14 protein-coding genes and 1 pseudogene are annotated in these 14672 nt (G+C 67.9%); 3 read left to right on the forward strand and 12 right to left on the reverse strand.

Translation table 11 applies throughout. From position 1 onward, the window contains the following. Positions 1–3: 3 nt before the first annotated feature. The 6 genes from A5756_RS05985 to A5756_RS06010 are packed head-to-tail and all read right to left on the reverse strand — an operon-like array spanning position 4 to position 6140. Positions 4–981 carry a patatin-like phospholipase family protein gene (locus A5756_RS05985; RefSeq protein ID WP_066948855.1) on the reverse strand — a complete coding sequence of 326 codons (978 nt, stop codon included), beginning with the start codon at positions 979–981 and terminating at the stop codon, positions 4–6. A gap of 13 nt (positions 982–994) precedes the next feature. Continuing rightward, positions 995–2065 carry an ABC transporter ATP-binding protein gene (locus A5756_RS05990; protein ID WP_066948858.1) on the reverse strand — a complete coding sequence of 357 codons (1071 nt, stop codon included), beginning with the start codon at positions 2063–2065 and terminating at the stop codon, positions 995–997. A gap of 3 nt (positions 2066–2068) precedes the next feature. Next, positions 2069–2863 (reverse strand): carbohydrate ABC transporter permease, encoded by a 795-nt coding sequence (locus A5756_RS05995; protein ID WP_066948861.1) that lies wholly within the window; start codon positions 2861–2863, stop codon positions 2069–2071. Between the two features lie 34 nt (positions 2864–2897). Beyond that, complete coding sequence (locus A5756_RS06000; RefSeq protein WP_066948864.1) at positions 2898–3839, reverse strand: carbohydrate ABC transporter permease; 942 nt, start codon at positions 3837–3839, stop codon at positions 2898–2900. Next, positions 3836–5158 carry a sugar ABC transporter substrate-binding protein gene (locus A5756_RS06005; RefSeq protein ID WP_066948867.1) on the reverse strand — a complete coding sequence of 441 codons (1323 nt, stop codon included), beginning with the start codon at positions 5156–5158 and terminating at the stop codon, positions 3836–3838. Before A5756_RS06005 ends, A5756_RS06000 begins: the two co-directional genes overlap by 4 nt. Beyond that, complete coding sequence (locus A5756_RS06010) at positions 5148–6140, reverse strand: sigma-70 family RNA polymerase sigma factor (RefSeq protein WP_066948870.1); 993 nt, start codon at positions 6138–6140, stop codon at positions 5148–5150. The genes A5756_RS06005 and A5756_RS06010 overlap by 11 nt, the downstream gene beginning before the upstream one ends. 169 nt (positions 6141–6309) lie before the next feature. Between A5756_RS06010 and A5756_RS06015 the strand changes: the two genes are divergently transcribed. Continuing rightward, positions 6310–6660, forward strand: coding sequence for a DoxX family protein (locus tag A5756_RS06015; protein WP_066949130.1), 351 nt, complete (start codon positions 6310–6312; stop codon positions 6658–6660). Between the two features lie 12 nt (positions 6661–6672). On the opposite strand, the gene A5756_RS06020 is transcribed toward A5756_RS06015, so the two are convergent. Both A5756_RS06020 and pncA read right to left on the reverse strand, forming a co-directional pair. Further along, a complete protein-coding gene (locus A5756_RS06020; protein ID WP_066948874.1) occupies positions 6673–7473 on the reverse strand; it encodes a ketosteroid isomerase family protein in 801 nt (266 codons plus the stop codon). Further along, the gene (gene pncA, locus A5756_RS06025) at positions 7473–8033 is read right to left on the reverse strand and encodes a pyrazinamidase PncA (RefSeq protein ID WP_082948140.1); all 561 of its coding nucleotides are present in this window, start codon (positions 8031–8033) and stop codon (positions 7473–7475) included. The genes A5756_RS06020 and pncA overlap by 1 nt, the downstream gene beginning before the upstream one ends. 95 nt (positions 8034–8128) lie before the next feature. On the opposite strand from pncA, the gene A5756_RS06030 reads away from it, so the two are divergent. Beyond that, positions 8129–9160 carry a DoxX family protein gene (locus tag A5756_RS06030; RefSeq protein ID WP_066948882.1) on the forward strand — a complete coding sequence of 344 codons (1032 nt, stop codon included), beginning with the start codon at positions 8129–8131 and terminating at the stop codon, positions 9158–9160. 4 nt (positions 9161–9164) lie between these two features. On the opposite strand, the gene A5756_RS06035 is transcribed toward A5756_RS06030, so the two are convergent. From A5756_RS06035 to A5756_RS06045, 3 genes are read right to left on the reverse strand one after another with little or no spacing between them, the layout of a single operon-like run. Next, entirely contained in the window at positions 9165–9659 is a 495-nt protein-coding gene (locus A5756_RS06035) for a gluconokinase (RefSeq protein WP_066948886.1), read from the reverse strand. Next, a complete protein-coding gene (locus A5756_RS06040) occupies positions 9656–11662 on the reverse strand; it encodes a phosphotransferase (RefSeq protein WP_066948890.1) in 2007 nt (668 codons plus the stop codon). The genes A5756_RS06035 and A5756_RS06040 overlap by 4 nt, the downstream gene beginning before the upstream one ends. 18 nt (positions 11663–11680) lie before the next feature. Continuing rightward, positions 11681–13186, reverse strand: coding sequence for a carboxylesterase/lipase family protein (locus A5756_RS06045; protein ID WP_066948895.1), 1506 nt, complete (start codon positions 13184–13186; stop codon positions 11681–11683). An 80-nt stretch (positions 13187–13266) separates the two neighbouring features. Here A5756_RS06045 and A5756_RS06050 point away from each other — a divergent pair, with 80 nt between their 5' ends. Beyond that, on the forward strand, positions 13267–13938 hold the full coding sequence (locus A5756_RS06050; RefSeq protein WP_066948897.1) for a hypothetical protein: 672 nt from the start codon (positions 13267–13269) through the stop codon (positions 13936–13938). Here A5756_RS06050 and A5756_RS06055 read toward each other — a convergent pair. Beyond that, positions 13925–14664 (reverse strand): annotated as a pseudogene (locus A5756_RS06055) (SDR family NAD(P)-dependent oxidoreductase). The gene A5756_RS06050 and the pseudogene A5756_RS06055 sit on opposite strands and share 14 nt — an antisense overlap. Between the last annotated feature and the right edge of the window lie 8 nt (positions 14665–14672).

The following is a 14672-nucleotide window of genomic DNA, read 5'->3' on the forward strand; positions in this document are numbered from 1 at the left end:
CTCCTACTTAGCGCCTTTCGCCGGTCCGCCACACGCCGCCAGATAGTCCGGGTAGCTCCAGGTCCCCAGGAACTGTTGGCCCGCCTGCAATCCTCGTTGATACAGGCCGTCGCGTTGCTCGGCGGTGATGTTGAAGTCGATCGGGCTGACCTCTTCGGCCGGGACGAAAATGGTGCGCCGGACGGTGCAGGGGTCGTCGATGTAGGCGTTGTCCTGATTGCTCACCAGTGTCTCTATTGCCGCGATTCCCAACGAAACTGGTCCGTGCACCGGATGGGTGGGCGGGATGCCGGGACGCGCGGACAGCCGGATCCCGAACGTCGGCCATCGCGGCTCATCATCGGGCCGGTCGAACAGCTCCACCGGAAAATCGGAGAGCAAGCCGCCGTCGACCCAGGTGGCGTTGCTGACCCGAACGGGTTCGAACACATAGGGGATCGCCGACGAGGCGTGCACGGCGCGGGCGACCGGAAAATCGTCGGGGTCGAAGCCATAGGAAGCGAGGTCCCACGGGATGCGCACCAGCCGGCGCCGGGACAGGTCACTGGCCGTCACCACCAGCGACCACGCGAACTGGTCCGGCTCCTCGCCGGTGCGCAAGTCACCGAACGTCCGCACACCCAGGTCGGCGAGCAGACCGGCGAGCAGGCGCTCCAAGTAGGCCCCACGGTAGACACCGTCCGACACCAACAGCGACAATCCCCCGCCGATCAGCGGCACGTGTCCGATCAGACTGCGATCCAGGAACTTCCGGTAGTCGATGGACCGCATGACTTCCGCGAGCCGGCTGAGCGGTTCGCCCCCGACCTGCAGCGCCGCGACCAGCGACGCGACGATCGCACCCGCGCTGCTACCCGCGACGCGGGGAAACCGGTAACCGGCCCCGGACAGCGCATCGACCGCGCCGACCAGCCCGATCCCCCGGACACCGCCGCCCTCACACACCAGATCGGCACGAAACGTACTCACCGCCGGCGCCATAGGCCCACCCCCCTCAACAGATTCGTTGGCCGTCGACACCGAAGAAGTGCAGGTGCCCCGGTTCCGGGTGCAGGCGCACCCGGCTGCCCTTTTCCGGAGGCCGGCGCCCATCGGCACGCGCAACGACGGGCTGATCAATGACCTTGCCGGAGCCGGTGATTCGGCCGTAGACGTAGGCGTCCGCCCCAAGCTCCTCGACCACATCGACCTCCATCTCGACACCGAGGCCGCCCAGTTCGAAGTGCTCGGGGCGGACCCCCACGACGACTTCGCTCGCTGCATCGGTGAGCTCACGCGGTAGTGGGATGTGCCAATCCCCTAGCGAAACAGCGTAATCGACGATAGGCAGGGTGAACAGGTTCATTGCCGGCGACCCGATGAAACCCGCGACGAAGACGTTGACCGGGTTGCGGTACAGCTCGCGTGGCGCGGCGAACTGCTGCAGCACACCGTCGCACAGGACGGCGACGCGGTCACCCATGGTCATCGCCTCGACCTGGTCGTGGGTGACGTAGACGGTGGTGGTGCCGAGTCGCCGTTGCAGTGCCGCGATCTGGTTGCGGGTTTGCACCCGCAGTTTGGCATCGAGATTCGACAGCGGCTCGTCCATCAGGAAGACCTGCGGCCGGCGGACGATCGCGCGTCCCATCGCCACCCGCTGGCGTTGCCCACCGGAGAGGTCCTTGGGTTTGCGGTCCAGATAGGGCTGCAGGTCAAGCAATTTCGCGGCGTCCAGGACCCGATCGCGAATTTCGGGCTTCGGTGTCTTGGCGATCTTCAGGGCGAAGCCCATGTTTTGCGCGACCGTCATGTGCGGGTAGAGAGCATAGTTCTGGAAGACCATCGCGACGTCGCGGTCCTTGGGATCGACGGTGGTGACGTCGCGGTCGCCGATCCGGATGCGACCGGAGTCCAGCGATTCCAGCCCCGCCACCATCCGCAGCGAGGTGGTCTTGCCGCATCCGGAGGGACCGACCAGGACGACGAACTCGCCGTCGCCGACGTCCAGGTCGAGGCTGTCCAAGGCCGGCCGGTCGGCTCCGGCGTAACACCGCGTCGCTTGCTCGAAAGTCACTGAGGCCATGGGCTACCCGTTCAGCCCCGAGACGGCGATTCCCCTGACGAAGGACCGCTGGGCGATGGCATAGATGATGACCAACGGCAGCATGATGAGCATCGAAGCCGCCATGATGATCGGCCAGCGCGCCACATACTCGCCCCGCAGTCGCACCAGGCCGAGCGTCAGCGTGGCCAGGCTGTTGCGCTGGAGCATCAGCAGCGGCCACAGGAAGTCGTTCCAGACGTTGACCCAGGTGAGCACCGCCAGCACCATCACCGCGGGGCGGGCGTGGGGCAACAGGATTCGCCAATAGATCTGCCACGGCGAACAACCGTCGAGTATCGCCGCCTCTTCCAGGTCGGTAGGAAGCGTCCGGAAGAACTGCCGCATCAGGTAGGTGCCGAATGCGCTGCCGAACAAGCCCGGCACGATCATCGACCAGGGTGTGTCGACCCAGCCGAGGGTCCGCATCAAGATGAACTGCGGGATCACGGTCACGGTCAGCGGCACCATCAAGGTGCCAAGGTATAACACGAACAGCGTGTCGCGACCGCGGAATTGCAGCCTGGCGAACGCGTATCCGGCCAGCGAGCAGAAGAACACCTGGCCGGCGGTCACGCACCCGGCGTACAGCACGGTGTTGAAAAACATCCGCGCGAACGGCATCAACGAGAACACCTCGATGTAGTTGGACCACCGCGGGTGCGCCGGCAGCAGCCTGGGCTCGGTGATCTCGCCTTCCCGCTTCAATGAGCCGGACACGGCCCAGGCGATCGGAAACAACCAGCACCAGGCGATGGCGAGCAGGGCGGTGTAGACCATCAGGCTACGAACGACATTGCGCGTGAATACCCGCTCAGCTGAGGCCACGAGAAGTCTCCCAAGACCGTTGCCGGGTGATCCGCAGCTGCACCACGGTCAGCACGAGCAGGATGGCGAACATCACCCACGCCAGCGCGGAGGCGTACCCGAATTCCAGGAAGGAGAACGCGTGCTGGAACAGCATGATGCCCAGGACATAGGTGGCGGTTTCGGGGCCGCCGTTCGCGCCGTTGAGGACGTAGACCATGTCAAAAGCCTGGAACGCGTGAATGATCGAGATGACGCCCACAAACGATATCGACCCACGGATCAGCGGCACCGTGATCGACACGAACTGCCGTATCTCGCCGGCGCCGTCGATTCGCGCCGCCTCGTATACGGTCTCGGGAACGCCCTGCATCGCCGCGAGCAGGATGACGGTGGCGAAGGGCACGCTGCGCCACACGCTGAGGATGCACAGCGAGGCCATCGCCCATCGGGGTTCGACCAACCACGGGACGGGGCCGATCCCGGCCCAGCCCAGCATGATGTTGAGCAATCCGTTGTCGGTGTTGAAGACGAACTGCCAGACGACCGCCATGACGACCGACGAGATGGCCAACGGCAGAAAGACGATGGTGCGGAAAAAGCCGATGCCCCTGACCTTTCGGTTCAGCACGCCGGCCACCACGAGGCTCACGCCGATGGTCGGCACAACCGTTCCCACGGTGAAGACGACGGTGTTGCGAATGGCGATGAGGAAGAGCGGGTCCGAGGTGAAGAGCTCTTGGAAGTTCCTCAGGCCCACAAACTTTGGCGGGCGGAAGACATCCCACCGCTGAAAGCTCATGTAGAGCGAGAATCCCAGCGGAAACAGCATGAACACCGCAACGGCGGCCAGATTGGGCGCCACGAACAAGCGGCCGGCGCGGGCCCGCCGTCGCCACGGACCGGCGCCCTTGGCGGGTGTGCGCGTGGTGGCGTCGACCGATGTCATGGGCTGCGCAACACCTCGTCGATGGCGGGCGACAAACTGGCCAGCGATGTGGCGGGCCGTGATCCACGCAGCACGGGCCCGAAGCTGCGGTCCATCAAGGCGACGATCTTCTCCCATGACGAGGTGACGGGGAGCCCTTCGGAGTACGCGGGCCCTTGGGTGAGGACGGCGAGGTTGCCGACGTTCTGGTGGGCTTTGGCGAAGCCGGCCGAGTCGAGCGCCGATTGCAAAACCGGTACAAAGAGGCTGGATTCACCGATCAACGCCTGCCCGACGGGCCCGGTCGCGAATTTCACGAATTCCCATGCCTGCTCCTTGCGTTGACTGCTCGCGGAGATGGCCAATCCGGTTGAACCGATGTCGGAATGTGCGGGCTGGCCCTGCCGGCGCGGCCCCACCGGCAACGACGTGACGTCGAAGTCCAGGCCCTCGGCCCGGATGAATGTCTGGTAGCGCCAGTGGCCGCCCATGGCCATCGCCGCCCTGCCCGCCGCGAACAGGTCGGGCGTGGACATCGATTGCACCTCGGACGCATTGGGCGCGACCTTGTGCTTGTTGGCCAGGTCGGCATAGAACTGCACCGCCTCGATGAAGGCGTCGTGGTCGAAGTTGAAGTGGGTCGGGTTTTTGAGCGGGGTGGACCACGGCACCCCATTGTTCATGGCGAACAGCCCGGCCGAATAGTAGGAGAACCACATGTTCACGAAGCCCCACTGGGTCACCCGCCCGGAGCGATCTCGCCTGGTGAGTGCGGTGGCGGTGTTCAAGAAGTCGGTGAAACTCCACGGGTTTTGCCACGTTTTGGGCGGGGGCGGCACCCCGGACTCGGCGAAGAGCCGCTTGTTGTAGAACAGGTAGTTTCCGGACCATTGCTCCGGGAGTGCGTATTGGCCCCCGCTGAACGTGAAGCTGTCGTAGAGCGCCCCGATGCCGTCCGACTTCAGCTCGGCGGCGAAGGCCTGGTCGCGGGACAGCATGGTGTTGAGGTCGAGCAGCACGCCACGGGCGGCCAGCTCGGCGTAGGTGAGGTCCCACGCCATCAAAACGTCCGGGCATCTTCCGCCGGCGCAGAACGTCGACAGCTGCTGCATCACGCCCGGAGCCGAAAGCACCGGGCGGACCTTGATATCGGGGTGGCGGCGCGCGAACTCGTCGACGATGCGGGTCCTGGCATCGCGTTCGTCGGGGTTGGCCGCGAAGAAGAACGTCAAGGCGTCTTCTTCCGGTGCGCAGCCGGCCGCCCACGGCGCCAGGGATGCCGCGGTGAGCGCGCCGGCACCGCGCAGCAGCCCGCGCCGCCCGAACGGCTTATCGAGCATGGTGCTCCCGTTCTCGCCCCGTTGCCGGCCGCCCGGCCGTTTGTTTCTCCTGTCCTTGGTACCCGATGCGGCTGTGGTGTTGCTGGATCGGCCAACTCGGCAGGGCCAGCACGGCCCGGCGAATGCGGCCGGCGTCCCCGGTGATGTCAATCGCGTGGATGCGGTCATCGGTTCCGACGGCGATCAGCAGCAGCGCCTCAGCGCGCCCGTTTGGCGCGATGGCGATCCCCGGAGCCCCGTCGATGAGCACGACCGCGCCGGCCCGTGCCCGGAGAGCGAATCGACGGGTCTCCTCCGCGACCCGCTTGGCGCCGCGCAGCTCGGTCGGCACGTCGTCGGGGACCAGTGCCCGATCGACCCTGCGCACCACGTCCGGGGCCAGCAGTGCGAGCAGACCGGCGATATCACCGCCGCGGGACGCCGCGAGAAACGCCTCGACGACCTCGAGGTGCTTCGCCATGCGCTCGGGCTCGCCGCCCGGGTGGGCCACCCGCGCACGCGCCCGGCTTGCCAGCTTCTTCGCGGCTTCCGGCGACCGGTCCAGCAGACCTGCGATTCTCTCGAACGGCACCGCGAATACGTCATGCAGGACGAATGCGACTCGCTGCGCCGGTGAGAGCCGGTCGAGCACCACGAGCAGCGCGCTGCTCACCGACTCCGTCAAGAGCGCTTGCTCGTCCGCCGGCGGCGACGCGGTCGCGGCGATCCGGTCCAGTTCTTCGGGGGTGGCCAGCGGCTGTTCCGCACGTCGCTTGCGCGCCCGGAGCTGGTCGACGGCCTCGCGCGCGGTGATCGTGGTGAACCAGCCGGTGAGGTTGTCGACCGCGGCGAAATCAGCACGGCTGGCCTTCAGCCACGCCGACTGAACCGCGTCGTCGGCATCGGCCGCCGATCCCAGCAGTTGTAATGCGACAGACCTCAGGTGTCGCCGGTCGGCGTCGAAACGCTGGGCGAGATCCGTCAAATTTTTCGGGGCGCTCACGGGGTCACCTTTTCCGCACAGGAGCCGTCAAGAAGATGACTGCGTCCATCAAGCTCTCTGTTGCAAAGGAGGCCAGCACCATGACCTTATCGATTGTGCGCCGTAGCGCGTGCGGCGACCATCCGGCTCGCCGCCGCAAAAACGGCTGTCTGACAAGGGTTTGCCGCAGATGAACACCGCGTACGTTGCGATCACGCTGTTTACCGCCGCCATCACCGCCGGGATCGCCGTTGCCGATCTCATCCCGGCGGGTTTCGTCCTGGCGAACTCCGCCGAAGTCGGGGTGCCGCGTTCGTGGTTGCCGGCGCTGGGGGCGGTCAAGCTGGCCGGCGCGGCGGGGCTGATCGTGGGCCTGGTGGGCCTTCCCGCCTTGGGAATCGCTGCCGCAACCGGCCTGGTGCTGTTCTTCGTCGGCGCAGTCGTGACCCACCTGCGCGCCCGCGTCCTGTACAACATCGCGTTTCCCGGCGCGTACCTGTGCATGTCGGTGGCATCGCTTGCGTTGATGGTGCTGCGTTGACCGGGGTCGCGATCAGCCGGGAAAGTACCGGATCCGGTTGATGGCGTCGCCCCGCCAGGCCATGTCGGCGAACAGTATTCCCCGTCCACGGCCGGAGCGGACCGACATCGTCACCGTTGGGCCCGCGCCGATCATCTTGGTCGACCCGCCGCCGTCCAGCTGCTCGACCAGTTCAGCGAGGTCGAGGACGTCGTGGTCGCCGAGAGTGATTGTGGCGCGCGGTGATAACGCGCGCGCGGCCGCGATCCGATCTTGGCGCGAGGCGGCACCGAGGAATGCCTCGGCGAGCTTCTTGTGCCGCGCACCCACCCGCCGGAACCCCGTCATGAAGCCGGTGGTGCCGCGCAACCGCTGATTGCTCAACAAGCCCCGCGACAGTTGCAGGGCGGGTCCGACCGCACGTGATCCGGTCCGCAGGAATTGCAGCATCATCGCGGGAAGTTCCCAATAGGCCCGCAGTTCGCCAATGCGCCACTCGCCGTTGACGTCTCGCAGGTCGTAGCGAAGGAACGCGGGAATGTACATCGTGATCGCCGAGCCCATCGCAACCTCGAGCTCGATGTCGCGCAGCACCACGGTGTCGACGACGATGTCGAGGTCGCGGTGGAATTTGATGTCGCGCGGACCGATGAAGGTGTCATAAAAGTGGCCGATCTGCTCCTGCCCGGCGTGCGGCCGCGACCCCACCGGGTCCTCGACCCGGCCGTCGTCGGTGAACAACGCCACCCATCCGGCGCGGTCGTGCGCGGCGGGCGCCGGTGGCGAGCGCTCGACGGCGGCCAGGAGACGCTCCCGATCCGGCGCCAACCCCATCACGGACCCCCGACCATTTCGACGCCCGCGGTCCGCATCGCCTGGAGCGCCTCGGCGGCCGAGTCCGGCGAGACGGCCGCGGTCAGGTTGAGCAGCACCCTGGTGGACAGGCCCGCACGCGCGGCATCCTCGGCGGTCCGCCGGACGCACTGGTCGGTGGCGATGCCGACCACATCGACCTCGTCGACACCACGCTCCCGCAGCCAGTCCAACAGCGGGGTCCCGTTCTGGTCCAGGCCCTCGAAACCGCTGTATGCCGCGGCATGGGCGCCCTTGCGGAAGACCGCCTCGATCCGGCTGGTGTCGAGGTCGGGCCGCAGCTCCGCACCGGCACTTCCGGCGACGCAGTGCGGTGGCCATGACGATGAATAGTCCGGTCGGTCGGAGAAATGGTCGCCCGGCCGGACGTGGAAATCCTGGGTTGCTACGACGTGCCGGTAGCCCGACTCGCCGGCGAGGTAGTCGTTGATGGCGGGCGCCACGGCGGCACCGCCGGTCACCGGCAGCGAGCCGCCCTCGCAGAAATCGTTTTGCACGTCGACGATGATCAACGCCCTCACGCGTTTCACCCTATCGGTGTCGCCCACCACGGCGCTTCAGCTGGGCGTATGGGTGGGACGGTTTGTTCGCCAACCAGTCGGGTAATCCACCGGCCATGTTGATCCGGAGAATCGCGCGCCCGTTGCTTTCAGTGGCTTTCGTCGGCCAAGGAGTCAATTCCCTGCTCAACCCCAAATCGGCGGCCGCAGCCGCCGCCCCCGCGGTGGATGGTTTGCAGGCTTTGCCGAATTCGGTGAGCGGCAACATCCCGAGTGACCCCGAGACGGTCGCACAAATCACGGCGGCCGTTCAGATCGGCGGCGGCCTGCTGCTGGCCACCGGCAAACTGCCGCGCGTCGCCTCGGCCGCGCTCGCGTTCACGGTGCTACCGGCCAACCTCGGGGCGCACTCGTTCTGGAACGAGAGCGATCCGGAGGCGAAGGCGCAGAAGCGCCAGCAGTTCCTCACCGACCTCAGCCTGGTCGGCGGGTTGCTCATCGCGTCCGCCGACACGGCAGGCAAGCCGTCGCTCGGGTGGCGCGGTCGCCGGGCGGCGGAGCGGCTCTCCGAGCGAGTGTCGTCGGCGCTGCCCGGCTCCGACGACGCCCACTTCGATACCGACTTTTCGGAATTGGGCGAAAAGATCGTGCACGGCCTGCAGATCGGCGCCGAACGCGGTCGCGAACTGGCCAGCACGGCGGCCGAACGGGGCGCGCCGTACGCGGAGGCCGCGCTGGAACGCGGTCGTGAATTCGCCAGCACGGCCGCCGAGCGGAGCAAGCCGCTGGCCCAGAAGGCCCGCAAACGGGGCGAGCAGCTGGCCGACGAGGCGGCCGAGCGAGCCGCGCCGTTGGCGAAGAAGGCACGCAAGCGCAGCGAAGAACTCGCCGACGAAGCCGCCGACTGGGCGGCGCCGTTGGCGAAGAAGGCCCGCAAGCGCAGCGAGAAATTGGCCAAGAAGGCACGCAAGCGCGGTGAGGACCTGGCGAGCACGGCATTGGATCGCGGCGAGGACCTCGCCGACACCGCCCGCGCGCGCGGCATCTACCTCGCCGACACGGCCCGGGCTCGGGGCGGCTACCTGGCCGACACCGCACGCGAACGACTCGGTGAACAGGTCAAGACCGGCCGCCGCAAGCTTTCCTGACGGCTCACGCGTCGCCGCGCAGGTAGGCGTCGACGATGGCATCGACGCCCGGGCCGACATCAACGGTCGCGCCGGCCTCGTCGGCGCCGAGCGGCTCGAGCGCGTCGAATTGGGAGCGCAGCAGCCCGGCCGGCATGAAATGACCGGTCCGGGCGGCCAGCCGGCCGCTGATGAGTGCCGGTGAACCGGCGAGGTGCAGGAATTCGACCTGCGGGCAGTGCGTGCGCAACTGGTCGCGGTATTTGCGCTTGAGCGCCGAACAACTCGCCACGCCTCCGTCGCGGTGGCCGGCCAACCACTCCCCGACCTTGTCCAGCCAGGGGTAGCGGTCGTCGTCGTCGAGCGGTTCACCGGCCGCCATCTTGGCGATGTTGGCCGGCGGGTGCAGGGAGTCGGCGTCCACGAACGGCACCCGCAAGCGTCGTGCGAGCGCCGCTCCGACGGTCGACTTACCCGATCCGGAAACACCCATCACCACGACGGGGGCCCGTCCGCTCACTCTGACGCGAGGTTGCGGTTCCATTCCAGCCAGCCGACGCCGTTGCGTCCGTCGGCCGTCTGGATGGTCGCCCAGACTCGCGGGAACTGGCTCACCCGGCCGTCCGCGGCGATCAGACGCACCGGCGCCTGGCCGCGGACCTCGACGTCCGCAGTGATCTCGCCGGGATTGAGTGCCAAGGTGGCCCCCAGCGGTAACCCGTTGGCGCCGAACGACTCTCGTGATTCTACCGTTTCCAGCTCGGTGACCGTTCCCCGCGCGTCCTGGGAGTAGCCGATGCTGAAGGCCGGCGCGCCGGGAATCCGGATGTTGACGCCGTGCAGGTGGGTGCCGTCGTCGAGGTGCAGCGCGCTCCAAATCCAGTCCATGCTCCACCAGTCACGCACGCCCCACGAGTGGTCGCGCTGGCCGGGGGCCGACTCGACGCGGTAGCTGGCGTCACCGATGGTGACCGTGCCCGAGACCCGGCACGGGATCTCGTAGCGCGTCGTCAACCGGTATTTGTACGGGACGCCGTCGGTGTCCCACACCAAGCTCATCGTCATTTCGACGGGCGTGCCGGGCTCCCCGCGCAACAACGCCGACGGATCGGGGTAAGCCTGAGCGCGCACGTGCAGGTGGACGCGGTAGGTCTGCAGCGGGGTGGGCGCGGCGTGGCCGAGCTCGAAGGATTCGGTGCGCACGTCCCACGGGTTCGCCGGCAGCGGTACTTGCGCGTCGACGGCCACGGTGGGCATGCCGGGCCCGCAGAGCAGCGCATGCACCCACGCCGTCTGCTCGTTGGCGATCAGGCCGAGGCGGAACCAGCCGCCCAATCCCTGTGCCGCATCGGCGAAGTCGGCATACCAGCTCTCGCTCCACAGCGGTTCGGCGGTCGGCGCGTGCGCACCTTCGTCCTCCTCCGTGGGCCGCAGGGGTTCGGGCATCTGGGCGGCGGGCAGGGTCGTCGGCGCGTCGGTGTCGAGCACGTGATCACAGTGCCGTTGCAGCATCGTCATGAACATCCGGTCGCCGCGCTCGGTGCGTTCCACCAGCATTGACGAGACGATCGCCATCATCACGCCGAAAAAGCTTTGCCTGCGAACACCTTCGGCTACGTCGGCGAGCGACAGCGGCGCCGCGGGCCCCAGCGCCTCGTGATAGGCCCGCAACAACGCATCGTACTGCTCCCGGCGATCCGGGGTGGGCAGCGCGCAGCCGAGGAAGTAGGACAGGTCGGTCAGGGCCGGACCCCAGGAAACCGTCTGCCAATCGACGACCGTCAGCGGCCGGTCGGCCCCCGCGGTGCCGAACAACAGGTTGTCCAGGCGGTAGTCGCCGTGCATCAGCCCACAGATCCGGTCGGGCGCCGACTCGGCGGCCAGGTAGCCGTCGAAGGACGCGATCAGGCGTTCGCACACCATGCGGTGCTCCGGCGCGATCTGGTCGCCGTAGCGGTCGATGAACCCGGCGTACAGCGGGGCGATCATCGCCTGGTTGAGCGGCGATTCCCGATTCAGCCACGGGGCCTCGGCCAAGGTGGTGTCGCCGAGCAGCGGCCCGTGCAGCCGCCCGAGCTCGACGACACAGAGGTGCGCCTGTTCGGCTGTCGCACCGGCGATTTCGTCCCCGACGACGGCCGGTCCGGCATCGCCCAGCAACAGATCGAACGCGCCCGTCGCGGTATCGACGGCGGCGTGGTAGCAGGGCGCTATCGGGCCGCCCAGGCGCGGCGCTATGTCGGCGTAGAAACGCACCTCGCGCTCATAGAGGCCCAGCGCCAGCCCCGTTTGCCGACTCACCGGGTCGGTCGCCGCGACCTTGAGGACCACCGACTCGGGCCTGCCGGGCGTCGCGGCGCCATCGGCATAGCTGAGCCGGACGCGGTAGCACTCGCTCATCTGTCCGGTGCCGATGCGTTCCGCCGCGAAATCGGCGATGGGCCCGGCGCCGACCATCGATTCCAGCCATGCGGCGGTGAGGTCGCCGGGTCTTTCGATGACTTGTGCGGTGTCGGCATGCATGAGGGTCAGCGTGCCAGGTCACCGCGCCAGGGAGAAGCCGTCCCAGGCAATCCGGCGGTGCGGATGTGGATCGAACTCGACGCGGCTCTTGCGGTCGAAGACCATGACGGCACGGTCGGCGGTGGTGTAGGTGGGCCAGTCGTCGCCCGGGGCGCCGTGGCGGCTGAAGGACCGCCACCGCCGCTGCACCTGGTTACTGACCCGTAGCGCGGCGCGCCGATCGGCAGCGGCGGTCAGCAGCGCGCCGAATCGGGTGCGATAGACGTCGAAAACGGCCAGCAACTCAGTGGCATGGGTGGCGCCCAGCCCCGACCAGCGCAGCGTGCGGGGGGCGTAGTCGTAGCGGTAGAGATAGGTGGGCGCGTGCGCGCTATGCGCCTCGGCGATCTGCCAGGCCGCCGACCCGAAGGCGAAGTCGCCACCGAGCTGGACGCATGCCGACGGCGCGGGGTAGTCCGGGTATGCGGACGTAATGCGTTCGCGCGCAGCCGGTTCCGTGTCGGCCAACAGTTCCTCGATCATCTCTTGATTGGTCGGCAGCATTTTGAGGAAGCGGGTGAACAGGCGCCCCTCTTCCGCATTGGTGCCTACGATGAGCGGCACCCGGTGCGCGTGCCCTCCGCGCATCGCCTCGACCGGGTCGATGGGCACAACGTCGTCGCCGGCGACCGGGCCGATCGGAAAAGCGCCCAGCCTGTCCTCCATGCCCTGGTCGATCAGCCGGTGCTGGGCGTCGACCAGTTGCGCCGGGGACGCCTGCATCAGCACCTCGGCGGCATTCTCCGGCCGCGCCCCCAGCAGCGCGGCGAAGCGCGTCGCGAATTCCGCCGCGGTCTCTTGCGACCGGACCATGCCGGCGGCCGGGCTCTCCGAGATGGCCCGGGCGAACAGCCCTTCGGCGGCGGGCACCGCCAGCAGGGTGGCGGTGATGTGCGCGCCCGCGCTCTCCCCGAAGATGGTGACGTTGTCCGGGTCGCCACCGAACGCGGAGATGTTGTCCTTCACCCAGCGCAACGCCATCACCAGGTCGCGCAGGAACAGGTTGCTGTCGATGGCGATGTCCGGGGTCGAGAGGGACGACAGGTCCAGGCAGCCCAACGCGCCCAGCCGGTAGTTCACCGATACGTACACGCAACCGCGGCGCGCCAGCGCGGCGCCGTCGTACAGCGGCGTGGCCGAGCTGCCCAGGATGTAGCCGCCGCCGTGAATGAAGACCATGACGGGCAGCGGTTCTTCGGCGGGGCCCTCGGGGGTGACGACGTTGAGGGTGAGGCAGTCCTCCCCCATCGGCTGGTAGCGGCCGACCCCGAGCATCGTGTAGCGGCGCTGCTGGGGCGCGCAGTTGGCGAAGCCGTGGCAGTGCCGCACCCCCGACCACGGTTGCGCCGGCCGCGGCGCCCGCAATCGCAGGGGCCCGACCGGCGGTCGGGCGTACGGAATGGATCGCCAGCGGTGGACGGCGTCGCGGGTGAAACCTTCCACGGTGCCGACGGTGGTGCGTGCGCGGACGGTGCGCTGATGCATAACCCGACGTTAGCGGACATGCCGGGCGTAACGCGCGCGCAGCGCCTTATTTTGCGAGCATGGCGGTTTAGCCTGACTAGATGCGGATTGCCGCGCTGCTGGCAGCGTCGTTACTCGTCGCCGGGTGCTCCCACACCGTCGCCGGCCAGTCCCAGCAAACCCATGCCCCCACGACCGCTGCGACCACCCCGTCGGGAGGCAAACCACCGGCCCCGAACGCCGCGCCGGCGGCCGGGGCCTCGATCTCCGACGTCGTCGCGTGGATCGAGGCCGGCCATCCCGCGGACCCCGGTCGCTATCACGACGCGATCCGGGACGGTGCGACCACACCGCTCGGCAACGACATCGCATTCACGGCCGCCGCCGGCAAAGCATCCTGCACGACCGATTCCAAGCACACGGGCGCCGCCCTGCTCTGCCTGGTGAGCCTGACCAACCCACCACCCGCTCCCCCGACGTCCTACGGCGGCTGGCAGGGCGGCTGGGTGACCTTCGACGGGGCGAACCTGCAGGTGGGTGCTTCGCGCGCCGATCCCGGCCCGTTCATCAACGGCAATGGCTCGGAGTTGGCGAACGGTGACTCGCTGTCATTCGGCGACTATCGTTGCCGCGCCGATCAAACCGGACTGTATTGCGTGAACTACGCCCACCAGTCGGCCGCCCGATTGAGCCCCGCGGGCAGCCAGCCGTACGGCTGCCTGCGGCCGGCGCCCGCACCGGACGGCGTCGGCACGGCGTTCAGCTGTTCGTGATGGTCGCGAACAGCTCCGCCATCTCGTCGGCGGGCCCACCGGGGACCGTGTAGCCGGCTTCGTCGCGAATCTCATCGAGATGGTCGCGCACATCCTCGATCGACAGGTCGGGGTCGTAGAAACCCTTTGTCCGGCCGATGAAGAAGCGCGCGACATGTCCGGCACCGACCGTGTAGATCTCTCCGGAAACCGGGCATTCCCGGTGCGTCAGGAAGGCCGCCACCGGCGCGACTTGCGCCGGGTCCAGCTTTTGAAGGTATTGGCCCACAAGGTCATTCAGCACCGCTTTCGCCGCCGGGTCATCCTGCGGGCCGGCGCCGTCGATCGAGTGCGTCAGCATCCGGGTGTAGGCGATCGGCGCGATGGCGTTGACCTTGATGCCGTGCTCGGCCCCCTCGGCGGCCAGCACGCGGGTCAAGCCGACCAGCCCGGTCTTCGCCGCGCCGTAGTTGCTCATGCGTTCGGCGCCGAGGATTCCGGCGGCCGAGCAGGTGTTGAGCACCCTGCCGTAGCGCTGCTCGCGCATCGCGCGCCACGCGGGCCGCGTCACGTTGAACGCACCGTTCAAGTGGACGTCGATGAGGGGTTGGAGCCATTCCCGGTCACCGATCCACCGGTGTCGTTGACCACGACTCGGGCGCCGCGCGAGGCGAGGAGGAGTGCGTATTGTCTGCCCAAACCTCTGGCGGCACCGGTGATTACGACGACCTGATTGTCGAATCGCATGGTCGTTG

The organism is Mycobacterium sp. 852002-53434_SCH5985345, assembly GCF_001667155.1.
GTDB lineage: Bacteria > Actinomycetota > Actinomycetes > Mycobacteriales > Mycobacteriaceae > Mycobacterium.

What these genes read in the sequence shown, in the direction of transcription:
- A5756_RS06050 (WP_066948897.1), top strand. Translation starts at nt 13,267, where the DNA reads ATGCGGATTGCCGCGCTGCTGGCAGCGTCGTTACTCGTCGCCGGGTGC.
- A5756_RS06005 (WP_066948867.1), bottom strand. Translation starts at nt 5,158, where the DNA reads ATGCTCGATAAGCCGTTCGGGCGGCGCGGGCTGCTGCGCGGTGCCGGC.
- A5756_RS05990 (WP_066948858.1), bottom strand. Translation starts at nt 2,065, where the DNA reads ATGGCCTCAGTGACTTTCGAGCAAGCGACGCGGTGTTACGCCGGAGCC.
- A5756_RS06000 (WP_066948864.1), bottom strand. Translation starts at nt 3,839, where the DNA reads ATGACATCGGTCGACGCCACCACGCGCACACCCGCCAAGGGCGCCGGT.
- A5756_RS06015 (WP_066949130.1), top strand. Translation starts at nt 6,310, where the DNA reads ATGAACACCGCGTACGTTGCGATCACGCTGTTTACCGCCGCCATCACC.
- A5756_RS06020 (WP_066948874.1), bottom strand. Translation starts at nt 7,473, where the DNA reads ATGGGGTTGGCGCCGGATCGGGAGCGTCTCCTGGCCGCCGTCGAGCGC.
- A5756_RS06045 (WP_066948895.1), bottom strand. Translation starts at nt 13,186, where the DNA reads ATGCATCAGCGCACCGTCCGCGCACGCACCACCGTCGGCACCGTGGAA.
- A5756_RS05995 (WP_066948861.1), bottom strand. Translation starts at nt 2,863, where the DNA reads ATGGTCTACACCGCCCTGCTCGCCATCGCCTGGTGCTGGTTGTTTCCG.
- A5756_RS06040 (WP_066948890.1), bottom strand. Translation starts at nt 11,662, where the DNA reads ATGCATGCCGACACCGCACAAGTCATCGAAAGACCCGGCGACCTCACC.
- A5756_RS05985 (WP_066948855.1), bottom strand. Translation starts at nt 981, where the DNA reads ATGGCGCCGGCGGTGAGTACGTTTCGTGCCGATCTGGTGTGTGAGGGC.
- A5756_RS06030 (WP_066948882.1), top strand. Translation starts at nt 8,129, where the DNA reads ATGTTGATCCGGAGAATCGCGCGCCCGTTGCTTTCAGTGGCTTTCGTC.